Source organism: Streptomyces sp. NPDC052107 (assembly GCF_040680215.1).
Lineage (GTDB): Bacteria > Actinomycetota > Actinomycetes > Streptomycetales > Streptomycetaceae > Streptomyces.
On sequence record NZ_JBFAWG010000008.1, the window covers coordinates 121,576 to 140,922 of the forward strand.

General features: G+C 69.9%; 15 protein-coding genes. 7 read left to right on the forward strand and 8 right to left on the reverse strand.

Translation table 11 applies throughout. The annotated features are described in order from the left end of the window. Positions 1-173: 173 nt before the first annotated feature. Entirely contained in the window at positions 174-1,286 is a 1,113-nt protein-coding gene (locus AB0M27_RS11460; protein ID WP_365720376.1) for a LacI family DNA-binding transcriptional regulator, read from the reverse strand. A 424-nt stretch (positions 1,287-1,710) separates the two neighbouring features. Here AB0M27_RS11460 and hisC point away from each other — a divergent pair, with 424 nt between their 5' ends. Beyond that, a complete protein-coding gene (gene hisC / locus AB0M27_RS11465; protein ID WP_365720378.1) occupies positions 1,711-2,790 on the forward strand; it encodes a histidinol-phosphate transaminase in 1,080 nt (359 codons plus the stop codon). Positions 2,791-2,804: 14 nt separating this feature from the next. Here the strand turns inward: hisC and AB0M27_RS11470 are convergent, their stop codons facing one another. Then, the gene (locus AB0M27_RS11470; RefSeq protein WP_365720380.1) at positions 2,805-3,182 is read right to left on the reverse strand and encodes a cyclophilin-like fold protein; all 378 of its coding nucleotides are present in this window, start codon (positions 3,180-3,182) and stop codon (positions 2,805-2,807) included. 209 nt (positions 3,183-3,391) lie between these two features. Here AB0M27_RS11470 and AB0M27_RS11475 point away from each other — a divergent pair, with 209 nt between their 5' ends. From AB0M27_RS11475 to cydD, 3 genes are read left to right on the forward strand one after another with little or no spacing between them, the layout of a single operon-like run. Beyond that, the gene (locus tag AB0M27_RS11475) at positions 3,392-4,900 is read left to right on the forward strand and encodes a cytochrome ubiquinol oxidase subunit I (RefSeq protein ID WP_365720382.1); all 1,509 of its coding nucleotides are present in this window, start codon (positions 3,392-3,394) and stop codon (positions 4,898-4,900) included. A 15-nt stretch (positions 4,901-4,915) separates the two neighbouring features. Continuing rightward, positions 4,916-5,935 (forward strand): cytochrome d ubiquinol oxidase subunit II, encoded by a 1,020-nt coding sequence (gene cydB, locus AB0M27_RS11480; RefSeq protein WP_365720384.1) that lies wholly within the window; start codon positions 4,916-4,918, stop codon positions 5,933-5,935. Positions 5,936-5,993: 58 nt separating this feature from the next. Further along, positions 5,994-9,836 (forward strand): thiol reductant ABC exporter subunit CydD, encoded by a 3,843-nt coding sequence (cydD, locus tag AB0M27_RS11485; protein WP_365720386.1) that lies wholly within the window; start codon positions 5,994-5,996, stop codon positions 9,834-9,836. 37 nt (positions 9,837-9,873) lie between these two features. Here the strand turns inward: cydD and AB0M27_RS11490 are convergent, their stop codons facing one another. The 6 genes from AB0M27_RS11490 to AB0M27_RS11515 all read right to left on the reverse strand — a co-directional run bounded on the left by AB0M27_RS11490 (position 9,874) and on the right by AB0M27_RS11515 (position 16,283). Beyond that, entirely contained in the window at positions 9,874-10,761 is an 888-nt protein-coding gene (locus tag AB0M27_RS11490; RefSeq protein WP_365720388.1) for an HAD-IIB family hydrolase, read from the reverse strand. A 72-nt stretch (positions 10,762-10,833) separates the two neighbouring features. Then, entirely contained in the window at positions 10,834-11,736 is a 903-nt protein-coding gene (locus tag AB0M27_RS11495) for an LLM class flavin-dependent oxidoreductase (protein ID WP_365720390.1), read from the reverse strand. 42 nt (positions 11,737-11,778) lie between these two features. Then, on the reverse strand, positions 11,779-12,246 hold the full coding sequence (locus tag AB0M27_RS11500) for a hypothetical protein (RefSeq protein ID WP_365720392.1): 468 nt from the start codon (positions 12,244-12,246) through the stop codon (positions 11,779-11,781). A gap of 69 nt (positions 12,247-12,315) precedes the next feature. Continuing rightward, positions 12,316-12,864 carry an RNA 2'-phosphotransferase gene (locus AB0M27_RS11505; protein ID WP_365720394.1) on the reverse strand — a complete coding sequence of 183 codons (549 nt, stop codon included), beginning with the start codon at positions 12,862-12,864 and terminating at the stop codon, positions 12,316-12,318. An 825-nt stretch (positions 12,865-13,689) separates the two neighbouring features. Then, positions 13,690-15,444, reverse strand: coding sequence for an SDR family oxidoreductase (locus AB0M27_RS11510; RefSeq protein WP_365720396.1), 1,755 nt, complete (start codon positions 15,442-15,444; stop codon positions 13,690-13,692). Then, entirely contained in the window at positions 15,441-16,283 is an 843-nt protein-coding gene (locus tag AB0M27_RS11515) for a M24 family metallopeptidase (protein WP_365720398.1), read from the reverse strand. Before AB0M27_RS11515 ends, AB0M27_RS11510 begins: the two co-directional genes overlap by 4 nt. Positions 16,284-16,550: 267 nt before the next feature. Between AB0M27_RS11515 and AB0M27_RS11520 the strand changes: the two genes are divergently transcribed. Genes AB0M27_RS11520 through AB0M27_RS11530 form a run of 3 tightly spaced genes read left to right on the forward strand, consistent with a single transcriptional unit; the run spans position 16,551 to position 19,346 of the window. After that, positions 16,551-17,531, forward strand: a complete 981-nt coding sequence (locus AB0M27_RS11520; protein ID WP_365720619.1) for an ABC transporter ATP-binding protein — start codon at positions 16,551-16,553, stop codon at positions 17,529-17,531. Beyond that, positions 17,521-18,438: an ABC transporter permease gene (locus AB0M27_RS11525; protein WP_365720399.1), complete on the forward strand. Its 918-nt coding sequence runs from the start codon at positions 17,521-17,523 to the stop codon at positions 18,436-18,438. The genes AB0M27_RS11520 and AB0M27_RS11525 overlap by 11 nt, the downstream gene beginning before the upstream one ends. Further along, positions 18,435-19,346, forward strand: coding sequence for an ABC transporter ATP-binding protein (locus tag AB0M27_RS11530; protein WP_365720401.1), 912 nt, complete (start codon positions 18,435-18,437; stop codon positions 19,344-19,346). Before AB0M27_RS11525 ends, AB0M27_RS11530 begins: the two co-directional genes overlap by 4 nt. The last annotated feature ends 1 nt before the right edge of the window (position 19,347 follow it).

Below are 19,347 nucleotides of genomic sequence, written 5' to 3' on the forward strand. Positions count from 1 at the left end.
GACCCAGGGGTGGTGAATCGGAACAAGACTCCAGTTCACCGCGGCTTTCGCCCCGTTTGGGCAGGTGTTCGGCCGGCTCTCGACCGGCCGAACCCCCGGCCCCCGGTCGCCGGCCCGCCGAGCCCCCTCTCTCGGCCGGTGCATGCACGGGGTGAGCGCCCCGCTTTCCGGCGCTATCTGCCGTCCGGCGACCGTGGGGGGCTGACCGTCGTGCGCGGCGGGCGCCGCTGCGAGGAGGTGCGCACGATCAGCTCGGTCGGTATCACCTGCTCGACCGGCTGGTCCGACTCCACGCCCTCGATGGCGTCGATGAGGAGCTGGACCACGGCGGTGCCGATACGGCGGGGCTTCAGGGAGAGCGTGGTGATGGGCGGCTCGGTGCTGGCGTACACCATGGACTCGCTGCAGCACACGAGCAGCAGGTCGTCGGGGACACGGAGCCCGTAGCGCCGGGCGGCGGCCAGCAGGTCGGTGCCGTTGGGGTCGAACAGGCCGTAGACCGCGTCGGGCCGGTCGGGGCGGGCGAGCAGCCGGTCGGCGGCCACGGCGCCCGCGCACGGGTCGTGCGCCGGGTAGGCCTCGTAGACCGGGTCCTGGCCCACCCGCTCGCACCAGTGCAGGTAGGCGGTGGTGGACAGGTGGGTGTACGTGTCCGTCGTCGTGCCGGTGAGCAGGCCGATGCGGCGGGCGCCGGCGTCGGCGAGGTGGTCGAGGATGCCGAGGACGGCGGCCTCGTGGTCGTTGTCGACCCAGGCGGTGACCGGCAGCGAGCCGGCCGGCCGGCCGTCGGAGACGACCGGCAGTCCCTGCCGGACGAGCTCGCTGACCACCGGGTCCTGATCGGAGGGGTCGATGACGACCGTGCCGTCCAGGGCGACGTTGGACCACACGTCGTGGCGGGAGGTCGCGGGCAGGATCACGAGGGCGTAGCCGCGGGCGAGCGCGGCCGAGGTGGCGGCCCGTGCCATCTCGGCGAAGTACGCGAACTCCGTGAAGGTGAAAGGTTCATCCCCGTACGTCGTCACGGTCAGGCCGATCAGACCCGACTTGCCGGTACGGAGGGTGCGGGCGGCGGCGGAAGGACGGTATCCCAGCCGGTCGGCGACCTCGCGGACATGGCGCCGGGTGGCATCCGGGAGTCTCCCCTTGCCGTTGAGGGCGTCGGAGACGGTCGTGATGGAGACTCCGGCGGCGGCGGCCACGTCTCTGATGCCCGCCCGGCCCGGCCGGCTGCCTCGACGTGAGGTTTCCGCGCGGCTCACCTGGTGCTTCCCTGCTGCTGTCATGGCGAGCCGATAGTAGGGCTCATGCGGTGGGGTAGTGCGGACGCATATGCACGCATTGACAGGCACGTTTCTGCATGGTCATACAGCGTCAACTGCCTTTGAAAGAGAGGAAGTTGAACGATCCTGCGGCAGGACGTGACGCAGTGACGCGTATGGACCTGCCAAGTGCCCGATGTCTCGAAGAGGTCTCAACTCACCTGCACGGGTGATGCGCGCCACGGCGCGAGCTACCGGCGCATAGATATATGTACGGCGCGCCCCCTGAAACGTACGCCTTCGTACGGTGATGCGCTGGGATGGCGCCGGGGCGGATCTGGTTCACGTTTTGCAGGACCGCCACCTGTACGCACCGGGGCCGAATCCTCATAAGGTGAGGAGTATTGGAAGCCGGCGGCGTCCGCCGGTGGTCGCGAGGAGGACTGCGGTGAGCGAGACGAGCCCCAAGCTGCGCGCCGAGCTGGAGGGTATCCCCACCTACAAGCCTGGCAAGCCCGCCGCGGCCGGCGGGCCGGTTGCCTACAAGCTGTCCTCCAACGAGAACCCGTATCCGCCGCTGCCCGGCGTGATGGAGAGCGTGACGGCGGCCGCCTGCGACTTCAACCGCTATCCGGACATGGCGTGCACCGGGCTGATGGAGGAGCTGTCGGAGCGCTTCGGCGTCCCGGTCTCCCACCTGGCCACCGGCACCGGCTCGGTGGGCGTCGCCCAGCAGCTCCTCCAGGCCACCAGCGGTCCCGGTGACGAGGTGATCTACGCCTGGCGGTCCTTCGAGGCGTACCCGATCATCACGCAGATCAGCGGCGCCCGGTCGGTGCAGGTGCCGCTCACGCCCGGCGATGTGCACGACCTGGACGCGATGGCGGACGCGATCACCGACCGGACGCGCCTGATCTTCGTCTGCAACCCCAACAACCCGACCGGCACGGTGGTGCGGCGGGCCGAGCTGGAGCGGTTCCTCGACCGGGTGCCCGGCGATGTCCTGGTGGTGCTGGACGAGGCCTACCGCGAGTTCATCCGCGACACCGAGGTGCCCGACGGCGTCGAGCTGTACCGGAACCGGCCCAACGTCTGCGTTCTGCGCACGTTCTCCAAGGCCTACGGCCTCGCGGGGCTGCGCGTCGGTTTCGCGATCGCCCATGAGCCGGTCGCGGCGGCGCTGCGCAAGACGGCGGTGCCCTTCGGTGTCAGCCAGCTCGCGCAGGAAGCGGCGATCGCCTCGCTGCGGGCCGAGGACGAGCTGCTCGGACGGGTCGGCTCGCTGGTGTGTGAGCGCGCGCGCGTGGTCGACGCGCTGCGCGCCCAGGGCTGGACGGTGCCGGAGACGCAGGCGAACTTCGTCTGGCTGCGGCTGGGGGAGCGTACGGTCGCGTTCGCTCAGGCCTGTGAGCAGCACGGTGTGGTGATCCGGCCGTTCCCGGGCGAGGGTGTGCGGGTGACGGTCGGGGAGAACGAGGCGAACGACATCTTCCTGAAGGTGGCGGAGGCGTTCCGCAAGGAGCTGTAGCCCTGGCGCGGGCTCTACTTGTCGATCAGTTCCACACGGATGGGGTCGCCATCTCGTACGGTCGCCAGAACGCGGGCATCCCCGTCCAGGCTTCCCAGAACGTTGCACGGGCTCGCGAGGCGGCATTCGTCGCCTCGCGAGATCGGTGTCGGGCCGTAGGGGAGGGCGAGCGCGTCGCCGTCTGTCCAGAAGGCCACCGTGCCCGGCTCCACGACCTGCAGGGCGTCCGTTTCACGTGAAACAGTGACACCTGTGTCGAAATAGACCTCCTTGCCCCATGTGTAGGCGCTGGAGGTGAGCGGCAGTGCCTTGGCGAGGGCCTGCACGGTGGGGGTGTCTGCTTCGAGGGTCGCGGTGATGTTTCCCGCGGGCCAGGAGATACGTATCTGCATGGCGCGCAATTCAACAAGATGTTGAAGTCGCTGCCAAGATCTTGACGTTGCGGCGGGAGGGCCACCCCGCCCTACCGGCCCGAAAATCGGTACGTCATAATGGCTTGTGAATGTGAACGCGTTCACAAGCACGTCCCGTTTGCCCCGTATGTGCGCGACAGACGGGGCGAATCGCCGCTGTATCGCGGCGTAGTAAGGAGAGTGACGACGTGGACCTGGCTCTGGCGCCGGAGACACTGGCGCGCTGGCAGTTCGGCATCACCACCGTCTACCACTTCCTGTTCGTCCCGCTGACGATCTCCCTGGCCGCCCTTACGGCCGGGCTGCAGACGGCCTGGGTGCGCACGGAGAAGGAGAAGTACCTCAGAGCGACGAAGTTCTGGGGCAAGCTCTTCCTGATCAACATCGCGATGGGTGTGGTCACAGGCATCGTGCAGGAGTTCCAGTTCGGCATGAACTGGTCGGACTACTCCCGCTTCGTCGGTGACATCTTCGGCGCCCCGCTCGCCTTCGAGGCACTGATCGCGTTCTTCTTCGAGTCCACCTTCATCGGCCTGTGGATCTTCGGCTGGGACAAGCTGCCCAAGAAGATCCACCTGGCCTGCATCTGGATGGTCTCGATCGGCACGATCCTGTCGGCGTACTTCATCCTCGCGGCCAACTCCTGGATGCAGCATCCGGTCGGCTACAAGATCGACAAGGCGAAGGGCCGTGCCGAACTGACCGACTTCTGGGCCGTGCTCACCCAGAACACCGCCCTCAGCCAGGCCTTCCACACCCTGTCCGCGGCCTTTCTGACCGGCGGTGCCTTCATGGTGGGCATCGCCACCTACCACCTGGCCTGCAAGAAGCACATCCGCGAGATGAAGACCTCGCTGCGGCTCGGCCTGGTCACCGTGGTCATCGCCGGTCTGCTCACCGCGGTCAGCGGCGACACCCTCGGCAAGGTGATGTTCAAGCAGCAGCCGATGAAGATGGCGGCCGCCGAGGCGCTGTGGGACGGCCAGAAGCCGGCACCCTTCTCGATCTTCGCCTACGGTGACGTGGAGAAGGGCCACAACACCGTCGCGATCGAGATCCCGGGCCTGCTGTCCTTCCTCGCCGACGACTCCTTCACCTCGTACGTCCCCGGCATTAACGACGTCAACAAGGCCGAGCAGCAGAAGTTCGGCCCGGGTGACTACCGGCCCAACATCCCGGTCGCCTTCTGGGGCTTCCGCTGGATGATCGGCTTCGGCATGGCCTCCCTCGCCATCGGCCTGGCCGGACTGTGGCTGACCCGCCAGAAGTTCATGCTGCCGCAGCATCTGCGGGTCGGCGAGGACGAGGTACCGCATCTGGTGCTGTTCAAGAACAAGGCGCTCAGCCCCAAGCTCACGCCCTGGTACTGGCGCATCGCGACCTGGACCCTGGCCTTCCCGCTGATCGCCAACTCCTGGGGCTGGATCTTCACCGAGATGGGCCGCCAGCCGTGGGTTGTCTACGGCGTCCTGCAGACCCGGCACGCGGTCTCCCCCGGTGTCTCCCAGGCCGAGGTCCTGACCTCGATGATCGTCTTCACCTCGCTGTACGCGATCCTCGCCGTGATCGAGGTCAAGCTGCTCGCGAAGTACATCAAGGCCGGCCCGCCCGAGCTGACCGAGGCCGACCTCAACCCGCCCACGAAGATCGGCGGCGAGACCCGTGACGCCGACAAGCCGATGGCCTTCTCGTACTAGGCCTGGGGGACAGTCATGCAACTTCACGACGTCTGGTTCGTCCTGATCGCCGTCCTGTGGACCGGCTACTTCTTCCTGGAGGGCTTCGACTTCGGGGTCGGGATCCTCACCAAGCTGCTGGCCCGCAACCGGCCGGAGCGCCGGGTGCTGATCAACACCATCGGGCCCGTCTGGGACGGCAACGAGGTGTGGCTGCTCACGGCAGGCGGCGCGACCTTCGCCGCGTTCCCCGAGTGGTATGCCACCCTCTTCTCCGGCTTCTACCTGCCGCTGCTGATCATCCTGGTCTGCCTGATCGTCCGGGGCGTCGCCTTCGAGTACCGGGCCAAGCGGCCCGACGAGAACTGGCAGCGCAACTGGGAGACGGCCATCTTCTGGACCTCGCTGATCCCGGCGTTCCTGTGGGGCGTGGCCTTCGGGAACATCGTGCGGGGTGTGAAGATCGACCAGCATTTCGAGTACGTCGGCAGCGTCGGGGACCTGCTCAACCCCTACGCCCTGCTCGGCGGTCTGGTCACGCTCACCCTGTTCACCTTCCACGGAGCGGTCTTCACCGCGCTCAAGACCGTGGGGGACATCCGGGTGCGGGCACGGAAGCTGGCACTGTGGGTCGGTCTCGTCACGGCCGTCGTGGCGGTCGGCTTCCTGCTGTGGACGCAGGCCGACAATGGTGACGGCAAGAGCCTGGTGGCCCTCGTTGTGGCGGTTGCCGCGCTGGTTGCCGCTCTGGTGGCCAACCAGTTCGGGCGTGAGGGATGGGCGTTCGGGCTGTCCGGCGTCACCATCGTGGCCGCCGTGGCGATGCTCTTCCTGTCGCTCTTCCCGAACGTCATGCCGTCCACGCTCAACGGTGACTGGAGCCTGACGGTCACCAACGCCTCGTCGAGCCCCTACACCCTGAAGATCATGACGTGGCTGGCGGCCATCGCCACGCCTCTCGTTGTGCTCTACCAGGGCTGGACCTACTGGGTCTTCCGCAAGCGGATCGGAACGCAGCACATCGCTCCCGATGCTGCGGCCGGCGCCGCGCACTGAGTCCGTCGAGGGTGGTTTCACGTGAAACACACCCTCTGGGCCGAAGGGCACGTTTCACGTGAAACCAATCGATCCACGTCTGCTGCGCTACGCCCGCGCCACGCGCTTTTTCCTCGTGGCGGTCGTCGGCCTGGGAGCCGTCGGCGCGGGGCTGGTCATCGCCCAGGCGATGCTTATCGCCGAGGTCGTCGTCGGTGCGTTCCAGCACGGGCAGTCCGTCGCTGAACTGCGCTCTCCCCTGCTGCTGTTGGCCGCCGTGGCCGTGGGTCGGTCGATTGTCGCGTGGCTCACCGAACTCGCCGCCCATCGGGCGAGCGCGGCGGTGAAGTCCGAACTGCGGGGGCGGCTCCTCGACCGGGCGGCGGCGCTTGGTCCCGGGTGGCTGGCCGGGCAGCGCACCGGTTCGCTGGTCACGCTGGCCACGCGCGGGGTCGACGCCCTCGATGACTACTTCTCGCGCTATCTGCCGCAGTTGGGGCTCGCGGTGGTCGTTCCGGTGGCGGTACTGGCGCGGATCGTCACCGAGGACTGGGTATCGGCGGCGATTATCGTCGGCACCCTGCCGCTCATCCCACTCTTCATGATGTTGATCGGCTGGGCCACCCAGTCCCGGATGGACCGTCAGTGGCGGCTGCTGTCCCGCTTGTCGGGGCACTTCCTTGACGTGGTCGCCGGGCTGCCCACGCTGAAGGTGTTCGGCAGGGCGAAGGCGCAAGCCGAGTCCATCCGCCGGATCACCGGCGAGTACCGGCAGGCCACCCTGCGGACCCTGCGGATCGCCTTTCTCTCCTCCTTCGCGCTGGAGTTGCTCGCCACGCTGTCGGTCGCCCTGGTCGCGGTGACGATCGGCATGCGGCTCGTGCACGGTGACATGGATCTGTACATCGGCCTGGTGATCCTTGTGCTGGCGCCCGAGGCCTACCTTCCGTTGCGGCAGGTCGGTGCGCAGTACCACGCGGCGGCGGAGGGGCTGGCTGCGGCGGAGGAGATCTTCAACGTGTTGCAGACGCCGGTTCCGGCGTCCGGCACGGGTGTGGTTCCGGGCGGCGCTGTGGCCTTCGAGGGGGTCACTGTTCGCTACCCCGGTCGTTCGGTGGACGCCGTGGCGGATGTGTCGTTCAGCGTCGAACCCGGTGAGACGGTGGCGCTGGTAGGGCCGAGCGGCGTGGGCAAGTCGACGCTGCTCAACGTGCTGCTCGGGTTCGTCTCGCCCAGCGAGGGGCGGGTGCGGGTCGGGGGAGCCGATCTCGCGGAGCTTGATCTGGAGGAGTGGCGGTCGCGGATCGCGTGGGTGTCGCAACGGCCGCATCTGTATGCCGGGACCATTACGGAGAATGTGCGGTTGGCGCGGCCCGATGCGGACGACCGTGCCGTACGGCGGGCGCTGCGGCACGCTGGTGCGCTGGAGTTCGTGAACGCGCTGCCCGAGAGGGCGGAGACCGTGCTCGGGGAGGACGGGGCCGGGCTGTCGGCGGGGCAGCGGCAGCGGTTGGCTCTTGCGCGGGCGTTTCTCGCCGACCGGCCCGTGCTGTTGTTGGACGAGCCGACGGCCTCGCTGGATGGGGCGACGGAGGCGGAGGTTGTGGCGGCGGTGCGGAAGCTTTCGGTGGGTCGAACGGTGCTGTTGGTGGTGCACCGGCCGGCCTTGCTGGAGGTTGCGGATCGAGTGGTGCGGCTGGAGAGTACGGAGTTGTCGAGCGCCCGGAGCGGCAGCTGGCCTTCCAGGGGGATCCGCCCCCTGGACCCCCTTCCTCGCCCACCCGCCACCCGACTCGGTGGGCTGGAAGGTGGTCCGTTGGTGTCCGGGCTCGGGGGGCTGGACGGTGGCCCGCAGACCGGTCGCCTCGGGAGGCTGGACGGTGGCCTGCGGGCCGGTCACCTCGTCGGGCTGTCAGGTGACCCACAGGGCTCCGGGTCCGGTCGGCTGGATGGGGTGGAAGGTGACCAGCAGGGCTCCGGGTCCCGTCGGCTGGATGGAGGCTCGCAGGCCTCGGGGATCGGTGGGCTGGAAGGTGGCCCGCGGGGCTCCGCGTCTGGTCAGCTGGATGGTGGGCCGGAGCGGGCTCGGCCGGGGCAGGTGGAGATTGGCTTGTCGGCGGCTCTGCGCGGGTCGTTGGAACATGGCTCGGTCGCGGGGCTTTCGGTGCGGTCCCGGCGTGTGCTGGCGCGGGTTCGTGCGCTTGCCGGGCCGCAGCGGGGGCGGCTGGTGTGGGCGTTGGTGCTCGGCAGCCTTGCGCTCGGTAGTGCCGTCGGGCTGATGGCGACCTCGGGGTGGCTCATCTCGCGGGCGTCGCAGCAGCCTCCGGTGCTGTATCTGATGGTGGCCGTGACGGCCACGCGGGCCTTCGGGATCGGGCGGGCCGTGTTCCGGTACGCCGAGCGGCTGGTGTCGCACGACGCCGTGCTGCGGATGCTGGCCGACACCCGGGTCGCCGTGTACCGGCGGCTGGAGCGACTGGCGCCGGCGGGGCTGCGGAGCGCCCGGCGCGGTGATCTGCTCACCCGGCTGGTCGCGGACGTCGACGAACTGCAGGACTACTGGCTGCGCTGGCTGCTGCCCGCCTCGGTCGCCGTCACCGTCTCCGCCGCCTCCGTCGGCTTCACGGCCTGGCTGCTCCCCGAGGCCGGGGCCGCCCTCGCGGCGGGTCTCGTGGCGGCCGGCGTCGGCGTCCCGCTGGTCACCGCGACCGTGGCCCGGCGGACCGAGCGACGGCTGGCCCCGGCCCGGGGCGCCCTCGCCACCCGGGTCACCGATCTGCTCACCGGAACCGCCGAGCTGACCGTGGCCGGCGCGCTGCCCGCCCGTGCGGACGCGGCCCGGCGAGCCGACGGCACCCTCACCCGGATCGCCTCGCGCGCCGCCGCCGTGACCGCGCTCGGCGACGGGCTCACCGCGCTGATCTCCGGCCTGACCGTCACGGCGGCCGCCTTGTTCGGCGCCCAGGCGGTGGCAGCGGGCCGGCTCGGCGGTGTGGCGATGGCCGTGGTCGTCCTCACTCCCCTGGCCGCCTTCGAGGCCGTACTGGGACTGCCGCTCGCCGTGCGCCACCGGCAGCGGGTGCGGCAGAGCGCGGAGCGAGTCCATGAGGTGCTGGACGCTCCGGAGCCCGTGCACGAGCCCGAGCTGCCCCGGCAGGCGCCCGCCTCGCCGTTCCCGGTGGTCGTCAAGGGGCTGGCAGCGCGGTACGAGGGGCAGCGGCAAGACGCGGTGGCCGGCTTCGATCTCACCTTGGAGGAGGGGCGGCGGATCGCGGTGGTCGGGGCGTCCGGCGCCGGCAAGACGACCCTCGCCCAGGTGCTGCTGCGCTTCCTCGACCCGCAGGAGGGCTCTTACACGCTCGCCGGTGTGGACGCGTACGCGCTGGACGGTGACGACGTGCGGCGACTTGTCGGGCTGTGTGCGCAGGACGCGCATCTCTTCGACAGCTCGGTGCGCGAGAACCTGCTGCTGGCCAGGAAGCACGCCACCGAGGCCGATCTGCGCCGGGCGCTGGACCGAGCCAGGCTGCTGGACTGGGTGGACGGGCTGCCCGATGGCCTGGACACGCTGGTCGGCGAGCACGGGGCCCGGCTGTCCGGCGGTCAGCGGCAGCGGTTGGCCTTGGCCCGCGCCCTGCTGGCCGACTTCCCCGTCCTGGTCCTCGACGAGCCCGCCGAGCATCTGGACCTGCCGACGGCCGACGCCCTGACCGCGGATCTGCTGGCCGCCACTGAGGGCCGTACGACGCTGCTGATCACGCACCGGCTGGCGGGACTGGAGGCGGTGGACGAGGTGATCGTGCTCGACGCGGGCCGGGTGGTGCAGCGGGGAACCTACGCGGAGCTCCTTGCGGTGGACGGGCCACTGCGGGCGCTCGCCCGGCGGGAGGCGGAGTCGGAGTCGCTGGTCGGAGCGCGGTGACGGTAACCCCGATTCGCCTTGCCGAGAGGGCGGTGCCTCAGATGCTGTCGGCTAGCAGTTGCTCGATCACGACCGCGACGCCGTCCTCGTTGTTGGCGACCGTACGGCCCGACGCGGCGGCGATGACGTCCGGGTGGGCGTTGCCCATCGCGTAGGACTGGCCGGCCCAGGTCAGCATCTCGACGTCGTTGGGCATGTCGCCGAAGGCTACGACCTCCTCGTGCGAGATACCCCGCTCGGCGCAGCACAGGGCGAGCGTGCTGGCCTTGGAGACGTCGGGACCGCTCAGTTCCAGCAGGGCGCTGGGGCTGGAGCGGGTGACGTTGGCGCGGCCGCCGATCGCGAGCCGGGCGAGGGTGAGGAAGGCGTCCGGGTCGAGATCCGGATGGTAGGCAAGGATCTTGAGCACGGGCTGGTCGGCGTCCGGGCCGTCGGCGGCGAGGAGGCGCTCGGCGGGCAGGAGGTTGTCCGGGATCTCCATGTGCAGCTTGGGATAGTACGGCTCCTGGTGGAAGCCGTACGTCTGCTCCACCGCGAACACCGTGCCGGGCGCCGCCGCGCGCAGCAGCCGTACGGCGGCCAGGGCGTTCTCACGCGCCAGTTCGCGCACCTTCACGAAGCGGTGGGCGCCGGGGCCGCCGTGCAGGTCGACCACGGCGGCGCCGTTGCCGCAGATCGCCAGGCCGTGGCCGTGTACGTGGTCGCTGACGACGTCCATCCAGCGGGCCGGGCGGCCGGTGACGAAGAAGACCTCGATGCCCGCTTCCTCGGCGGCGGCCAGCGCGGCCACGGTCCGCGGGGAGACCGACTTGTCGTCGCGCAGCAGGGTGCCGTCGAGGTCGGTGGCGATCAGCCGCGGCCGTACGGCGGCGGACGGGGTCCCGGGCTGTCTGGTCGCAGAGGTCACCCGGTCATTCTCGCGCATATGCCCGCACGGCCGTGCGGAACTCCGCACAGATGAGACACAGATGACGTCGAGCCCTCGCCGAAGTACCGATCAGTCCAGCTGGGCGGTGGCCTCCATGGCGATCTGCTCGAAGACCTTCTCGTCCGCGGCGAAGTCGGAGTCCGGGATGGGCCAGTGGATCACGATCTCGGTGAAGCCCAGTTCCCGGTGCCGGCCGGCGAAGTCCACGAAGGCGTCCAGGGACTGAAGCGGCCGGGCGCGGTCCGGGGTGAAGCCCGTGAGCAGGATCTTGTCGAGGCCGGTCACGTCCCGCCCGGCGTCCGCGCAGGCCTCGGACAGCTTGGCGATCTGCCCGCGCAGGGCCTCGACGGACTGCTGCGGAGTACCGTTCTCGTACAGCTTCGGGTCGCCGGTGGTCACCCACGCCTGGCCGTGCCGCGCGGCGAGCCTGAGGCCGCGCGGTCCGGTGGCCGCCACTGCGAACGGCAGCCGGGGCCGCTGCACGCAGCCCGGGATGTTCCGGGCCTCGTGCGCCGAGTAGAAGCGGCCCTCGTGCGTCACCGCGTCCTCGGTGAGGAGCTGGTCCAGCAGCGGCACGAACTCGGCGAACCGGTCGGCGCGCTCGCGCGGGCTCCACGGCTCCTGGCCCAGCGCCGTCGCGTCGAAGCCGGTGCCGCCGGCGCCGATGCCGAGGGTGATCCGGCCGCCGGAGATGTCGTCGAGGGAGATCAGCTCCTTGGCGAGGGTCACCGGGTGCCGGAAGTTCGGCGAGGTCACCAGGGTGCCGAGGCGCAGCCGCTCGGTGGCGGCAGCGGCGGCGGTCAGCGTGGGAACCGCGCCGAACCACGGGCCGTCACGGAAGCTGCGCCAGGACAGGTGGTCGTAGGTGTAAGCCGTGTGGAAGCCGAGCTGCTCGGCCCGCACCCAGGCCGAACGGGCGCCCTCGCTCCAGCGGCGGTACGGCAGGATCACGGTGCTCAGACGCAGACTCATGCGTCCGAGAGTAAGCGGACCCCGGGACAACGGACCAAACGGTCACCGTACGCGGCTGCTCAGCCACGGGCTGAGCAGGGCCAGGGGGACGTACTCCTTGTGCGTGCGGTCGCCGGGCAACGGGACGACGAGGCGGTAGCCGGGCGGGAAGCGGCGCGCCTTGACATGGGCGAGACCCTCGAAGGCGGAGCGGAGGAAGGCGGGCACGTCGTCGCGCGGGATGTCGGGACACTCGATGCCCTCGACGGTGATCAGCGCGTCGTCCTCCGGGTAGAGACGCACGCTCACCCGGGGTACGCCGCCGAACTCGACGTACGCCTCGTGCGGCAGGGAGCCGTCGGGGTCGGTGGTCACGCCGATGCCCGCGGCGCTGCGGCGCGAGGTCTGGTCGGCGCCGATGTCGTGGGTCACCTCGATCTCGCGCGCGTAGTGGGCGGCGAGGGCGCGCAGCGCGGTGACGGCGGCCTCGGTGGTCGGCAGGTGCTCGGGGCGGTCCGGCGGGTGGTCCATACCACTGATCATGACGGCAGACCGGTGTGCGTGTCAGCCGGGGGTCGGGGCAGGCACGGGACCGAACATTCAGCGCGATCCAGAAAACCGCAGGTAGCGCGGGGGTACGGCCTTCGTCAGCCAGACCCCGTTGGCGCTGACATGGAAGACGTGGCCATCGCGGTGCATGGCCCCGGCGTCGACGGTGAGCACCACGGGGCGGCCGCGCCGGGCGCCGACCCGCGTGGCGGTCTCGCTGTCGGCGGAGAGGTGGACGTCGTGCCGGCTCATGGGCTTGAGGCCGTCCGCCCGGATTGCGTCCAGGTTGCGAGCGACGGTCCCGTGGTAGAGGTACGGCGGCGGGGTCGCCGGTGGCAGCCCGAGATCGACCTCGATGCTGTGGCCCTGGCTGGCGCGGATCCGGCTGCCCTCGATCTTGAAGCGCTGTTTGTCGTTGGCGGCCACCACGTGGTCCAGTTCCTCGCGCGTGAACCGGAAGCCGTGGGCGGCGGCCGCGGCGATCAGTGTGTCGATCTCCACCCAGCCGCCCTGATCCAGGGTGAGCCCGATGCGCTCTGGCTGGTGGCGCAGGTGTTTCGAGAGGTACTTCGACACCTTCACGGTGCGTCTTTCATCCATGTGTCCAGGGTGCGGGAGAGACGTGGATCACGCAGGTTCTTTTTGCTCGTAGGTTTGGTCCACAAGCAAGTGGCTTTATCCACAGGGAAATTGACGAGTCTGTGGACAAGTGACTTGCGGATTAGGGCGTTTCGAGAACTTCCTTGTTCTGTGAGGCACCTGAGGTCCAAGGGTCCAAGGTGCTTGCGTTCACCTCGCGTTCGACTGCAAGGGCGATGAACCCGGAAACATGATCACTCCCAACAGGCCTTTGCACGGCGTAGATCGCCTCGGTGGGCGGAGCGGCGAAACGGGTGCCCGATGGCCCCTCCGCAGGTTTCTCCCCACCCCGGTGTGTGCGCAGATGGTGGGTCACCAATGCTCGTACGGCGTGGGCAAGTTCGGCATCCATGGTCTGCTGGGCCAGAGGGCTCAGTCTGCGTACCAGTGCCGCGGCTTCCGCCGCGTGCGTCGTCCGTACGGTGACCGGGATCGTCCAGGTGAGGGGCGAAGTCGTACTCGGTGGTGAACTCCAGGAAACGGGCGACGACGTGCTCGACCTGCCCCTCAACTCCCTTAGATGACGCGCGATCGCGCAGAGCGGCACACCGACCGCATGCAACTCGACGGCCACGGAAAGTCCTTGGGGGCCCGGCCCGGGGAACATGTCCGGATCACCGTTCATCCGCAGTCCTGGTAGGAGCGGACGGTTCTTACGGTGGTGTGGGTTTGGTCGGCCAAGTCCTCCACGGGGTAGGTTCTTTGGGGCCCGGGGAACTGCGCGACCAGCCACAACGCATCCGCACCCCGCAATGGCCTTCCCCCAACGGCGCGATCCCCAGGTCCTTACACCTTCGGCTCCACCCGAGCCAGCCCCCGCAACGCCCCCGGCAGAAAACGCGACAGCAGATGCGCGCCCCGCGCCTCCGGCGTCACCGGCACCACCGCTCTGTTGCGGGCCACGGCGTCCAGGACGGCCTCGGCGACCTTCTCCGGTGGGTAGTTGCGCAGACCGTACAGACGGGCCGAGTTCTTCTGGCGGCGCCGCTCCTCCGCCTCGTCCACTCCGGCGAAGCGGGCCGTGGAGGTGATGTTCGTGTTGACGATGCCGGGGCAGATCGCGCTCACCCCGATGCCCTGCCCGGCGAGTTCGGCGCGCAGGCACTCGGAGAGCATCAGCACCGCCGCCTTGGAGGTTGCGTAGGCGGGCAGGGCCCGGGAGGGCTGGAACGCCGCCGCCGAGGCGGTGTTGACGATGTGGCCGCCCTGGCCGCGCTCGGCCATCCGCGCGCCGAAGAGCCGGCAGCCGTGGATCACGCCCCAGAGATTGACGTCCAGGACCTTGCGCCAGTCCTCGGAGGTGGTGGCGAAGAAGGAGCCCGACAGCCCGATGCCCGCGTTGTTGACCAGCACGTCCAGCACGCCGTACTCGCGGTGCACCCTCTCCGCGAGCTTCTCCATCACCTGCTCGTCGGAGACGTCGGCCGTCTCCGCCCAGGCCTCGGGCGCACCGATCAGCCGGGACAGCTCGACGGTGCGGGCGGCGGCCTCGGCGTCGCGGTCGACGGCCACCACGCGCGCGCCGGCCTCCGCGAACGCGAACGCCGTGGCCCGGCCGATGCCGCTGCCGGCCCCGGTGATCAGGACCAGCTGGCCGCCGAACCGGTCGGCGTGCCGGCCGGTGGCCTTGGGCTCGGGGCGGCCGCCGTCCACGGACATGACGAATTCCTCGATCCAAGAGGCGAGTTGATCAGGGCGGGTGCGCGGGACCCAGTGCTTGGCCGGGAGCGTGTGGCGGGTCAGCCTGGGCACCCACTGCGCCAGGTCGTCGTACAGGCGCTCCGAGAGGAACGCGTCCCCCTGGGGCGTGATGAGCTGCACGGGCGCGTGCGCGTACGCGTCCGGGCGCGGCCTGAGCAGTCGGGCGCGGACGTTGTCCCGGTACAGCCAGGCGCCGTGCGCCGCGTCGGAGGGAAGGGAGGGGGTCGGGTAGTCGCCGCCGGGGACCTTCTCGAACCGCTGGAGGATCTTCGGCCAGCGTTTGCCGAGGGGGCCGCGCCAGGCCAGTTCCGGCAGGGCCGGAGTGTGAAGCAGGTACACGTACCAGGACTTGGCGCCCTGGCCGATGAGCTGGCCCACCCGGCGGGGCGTCGGACGCTTCACGCGCGCGTTGATCCAGTGCCCGAAGTGGTCCAGGGACGGGCCGGAGATCGAGGTGAAGGAGGCGATACGGCCCTCGGCGCGGCCGACCGTGACGAACTCCCAGGACTGCACCGAGCCCCAGTCGTGGCCGACCAGGTGCACCGGGCGGTCCGGGCTCACGGCGTCCACGACGGCCAGGAAGTCGTCGGTGAGCTTGGCCAGCGTGAAGCCGCCGCGCAGCGGCTTGGGCGCCGTCGAACGACCGTGGCCCCGAACGTCGTACAGGACCACGTGGAAGCGGTCGGCCAGGCGGACGGCGACCTCGGACCAGACCTCCTTGCTGTCCGGGTAGCCGTGCACCAGCACCACCGTGGGCTGCTCCGGATCGCCCAGCTCGGCCACGCACAGCTCGACCCCGCCGGTCGCCACCCGGCGCTCCCGCGCACCTTTCAGCGTCACTTCTCCTCCGCCCAGCGCCGCACGTGCGGCAGATCGTCGTCCAGCCAGAACGCGCTCTCCTCGGGGTCCTCGGAGTCGGTGACCACGAGGATCTCCTCGAACTTCGCACCCGTGCCCCGGAATCCGAGGTGCGGTTCGACCGCCCACAGGCCCGGCTGCGGCGGATGGTCGGAGAAGCGGTACGGCGACCACAGCGGCGACCAGCCCTCGCGGTGGCCGTGCAGCGCGTCGGAGGCCAGGCCCTTCAGGGACTGCGCGCCGAACCCGAACAGGTGCGGGGAGAAGCGGCCCTGCTTCACGCGGTCCACCTTGTGGGCGATCACGCCGAACGGGTACGCGCGATGCCGGTTGGCATACCCCTGGCCGACCATGAGCCGGTCCACTTCCTCGTAGATCTCGCGCAGCGGCCGCCGCTCGCGCACCTCGCGCAGGATCAGCTCGCGGTGCGCCTCCAGGTCGGCCATCAGCCGGTCCTGCACCGGGTTGACGCCGAGTGAGCCCGAGTAGCCGATGTCCGCCGTGCAGCCCTCGTAGACCGGCGCCATGTCCAGGATGAACGGCATCCCGGGCTCCAGGGCGCGGTCGGTGGGGAAGAACTGCAGCGGTATGCGGAAGTTCACGAACGCCGTGCGGTCGCCGAACCAGGCGAAGGGCAGGTGGAACCAGTCCCGCACCCCGCGCTCGCGCAGCCACTCCCGCTGCATCCGCGCCGCCTCGCGCTCGGTCACGCCCGGCTCCAGCCGCGCCGCGACTGCCTCCGCGCACTCGTAGGCGAGGCTCTGCACCCGCCTGAACCCCCGCAATTCCACGGAGAGTTCGCTGCTCACTGCCGTCGTCATGCCGCCCCGTCCCGTCGCGTCGCCGACTCGTCCCGTCGATGCGCCGACTCGTCTGTGGACCGCCGTACTCGTCCGTAACTTGACTCTGGTGAATGTGGCAGTTGTTAGAGGCCGCGTCAATAGGACGGCTGACAGGCTGTGGAGAACCCCGGGTAACCCTTAGGCGTGGCATCCCCTAGGGCCCCGTAATACTTGGGTCTGACACGAAGACGGCTCTGAGGTCTGACGACCGTCGTGGCCTGAATCACTACCGTCGTGGGCGTGACTGTGATCGCGACCGAAAGCCTGAGCAAGCGGTTCCCCCGGGTGACCGCGCTCGACCGGCTGTCCGTGGACATCGGAGCCGGTGTGACCGGACTCGTCGGAGCCAACGGCGCCGGCAAGTCCACCCTGATCAAGATCCTGCTGGGTCTGTCTCCCGCCACGGAGGGCCGCGCCGAGGTGCTCGGCCTCGACGTCGCCTCCAAGGGCGGCGCCATCCGCGAGCGCGTCGGCTACATGCCGGAGCACGACTGCCTGCCACCCGACGTCTCGGCCACCGAGTTCGTCGTCCACATGGCGCGCATGTCCGGCCTGCCGCCCACCGCCGCGCGTGAGCGCACCGCGGACACCCTGCGCCACGTCGGACTGTACGAGGAGCGCTACCGCCCCATCGGCGGCTACTCGACCGGCATGAAGCAACGGGTCAAGCTCGCCCAGGCGCTGGTGCACGACCCGCAGCTGGTGTTCCTGGACGAGCCGACCAACGGCCTCGACCCGGTCGGCCGGGACGAGATGCTCGGCCTGATCCGCCGCATCCATACCGATTTCGGCATCTCGGTCCTGGTCACCTCCCACCTCCTCGGTGAACTGGAGCGCACCTGCGACCACGTCGTCGTCATCGACGGCGGCAAGCTCCTGCGCTCCAGCTCCACCACCGACTTCACCCAGACCACGACCACCCTCGCGATCGAGGTCACCGACAGCGACACCCACCCCGATGGCACCCGCGCGGTCCGCGACGAGCTCCACGCACGCGGGGTGGAGACCGAGAACGAGGGCGCCGGACTGCCCGGCGCCGGACACATCCTGCTGCTCACCACCCAGGGCGAGGAGACGTACGACCTGGTCCGGGACGTGGTCGCCGACCTCGGCCTCGGCCTGGTGCGCATGGAGCAGCGCCGGCACCACATCTCCGAGGTGTTCACCAGCAGCGCCGAGCACAGCGGCGACGAGCAGCGGAAGGAGGCCGTCGGCCATGGCGGTTGAGCACCCCGTGCAGCCCATGACCTCGCCCATGGGCGACCAGACCCGCATCCACGACATCGGCTACCGCGGCTACGACGGCCCGCGCCTCGGCCGGGCCTACGCCCGCCGTTCGCTGTACGCGCAGTCCCTGCGCGGCGCCTACGGCCTCGGCCGCTCGGCCAAGTCCAAGGTGCTGCCGATGCTGCTGTTCGCCGTGATGTGCGTGCCCGCGGCCATCATGGTGGCCGTCGCGGTCTTCACCAAGGCGCATGAACTGCCGGTGGCCTACACCCGCTACGCGATCATGCTGCAGGCCGTGATCAGCCTGTACGTCGCTTCGCAGGCACCCCAGGCAGTCTCCCGCGACCTGCGCTTCAAGACGGTCCCGCTGTACTTCTCGCGGCCCATCGAGACCGCCGACTACGTACGCGCCAAGTTCGCCGCGCTCGCCTCGGCGATCTTCGTCCTGACCGCCGCTCCCCTGCTCGTGATGTACGTGGGCGCGCTGCTGTCCAAGCTGGGCTTCGCCCACCAGACGAAGGAATTCGCCGAGGGGCTGGTCTCCGTGGCCCTGCTCTCCCTGCTCTTCGCCGGCATCGGCCTGGTCATCGCCGCCGTCACCCCGCGCCGCGGCTTCGGCATCGCCGCCGTGATCGCCGTGCTCGTCATCTCCTACGGAGCGGTCAGCACCCTCCAGGCCATCGCCGATGTGCAGAACCACACCTCCGCCATCCCCTGGATCGGCCTGTTCTCGCCGGTCACGCTCATCGACGGCGTCCAGTCGGCCTTCCTGGGCGCGACCGCCCGCAACCCCGGCGCTGTGAACCCGTCGACCGGGCAGGGCCTGGTCTACGTCCTGGTCGTGCTCGCCCTGATCGCCGGCAGCTACGGCCTGCTGATGCGCCGCTACAAGAAGGTGGGACTGTGACCACGCTCAGCATCGACCACGTCTCGCGCTGGTTCGGCAATGTGGTCGCCGTCAACGACATCACCATGACCATCGGCCCCGGCGTCACCGGCCTGCTCGGACCCAACGGTGCCGGAAAGTCCACCCTGATCAACATGATGGGCGGCTTCCTCGCCCCCTCCACCGGCACGGTCACCCTCGACGGACAGCCGGTGTGGCGCAACGAGCAGATCTACCGGCACATCGGCATCGTCCCCGAGCGCGAGGCGATGTACGACTTCCTCACCGGCCGCGAGTTCGTCGTCGCCAACGCCGAGCTGCACGGTCTCGGTGACAAGGCCGCCCAACGGGCCCTCGCCACGGTCGAGATGGAGTACGCGCAGGACCGGAAGATCTCCACGTACTCCAAGGGCATGCGGCAGCGCGTGAAGATGGCGAGCGCGCTGGTCCACGACCCGTCGTTGCTCCTGCTGGACGAGCCGTTCAACGGCATGGACCCGCGCCAGCGCATGCAACTGATGGAGCTGCTGCGGACGATGGGCGACGAGGGCCGCACGGTGCTGTTCTCCTCGCACATCCTCGAAGAGGTCGAACAGCTCGCCCGGCACATCGAGGTCGTCGTCGCGGGGAGGCACGCCGCCAGTGGCGACTTCCGCAAGATCCGTCGGCTGATGACCGACCGCCCGCACCGCTACCTGGTCCGCTCCAGCGACGACCGCGCCCTCGCGGCCGCGCTGATCGCCGACCCCTCGACGGCGGGCATCGAGGTCGACCTGGCCGAGGGCGCGCTGCGCGTACAGGCCGTCGACTTCGGCCGCTTCACCGCCCTGCTGCCGCGGGTCGCCAGGGACCACGGCATCCGGCTGCTCACGGTCTCGCCGTCCGATGAGTCCCTGGAGTCCGTCTTCTCGTATCTGGTCGCGGCGTAGG

Coding starts and splice junctions, on each gene's coding strand:
- AB0M27_RS11490 (WP_365720388.1), bottom strand. CDS start 10,761: ATGCGCGAGAATGACCGGGTGACCTCTGCGACCAGACAGCCCGGGACC.
- AB0M27_RS11500 (WP_365720392.1), bottom strand. CDS start 12,246: ATGGACCACCCGCCGGACCGCCCCGAGCACCTGCCGACCACCGAGGCC.
- AB0M27_RS11460 (WP_365720376.1), bottom strand. CDS start 1,286: ATGACAGCAGCAGGGAAGCACCAGGTGAGCCGCGCGGAAACCTCACGT.
- AB0M27_RS11525 (WP_365720399.1), top strand. CDS start 17,521: ATGGCGGTTGAGCACCCCGTGCAGCCCATGACCTCGCCCATGGGCGAC.
- AB0M27_RS11515 (WP_365720398.1), bottom strand. CDS start 16,283: ATGACGACGGCAGTGAGCAGCGAACTCTCCGTGGAATTGCGGGGGTTC.
- cydB (WP_365720384.1), top strand. CDS start 4,916: ATGCAACTTCACGACGTCTGGTTCGTCCTGATCGCCGTCCTGTGGACC.
- AB0M27_RS11470 (WP_365720380.1), bottom strand. CDS start 3,182: ATGCAGATACGTATCTCCTGGCCCGCGGGAAACATCACCGCGACCCTC.
- AB0M27_RS11505 (WP_365720394.1), bottom strand. CDS start 12,864: ATGGATGAAAGACGCACCGTGAAGGTGTCGAAGTACCTCTCGAAACAC.
- AB0M27_RS11495 (WP_365720390.1), bottom strand. CDS start 11,736: ATGAGTCTGCGTCTGAGCACCGTGATCCTGCCGTACCGCCGCTGGAGC.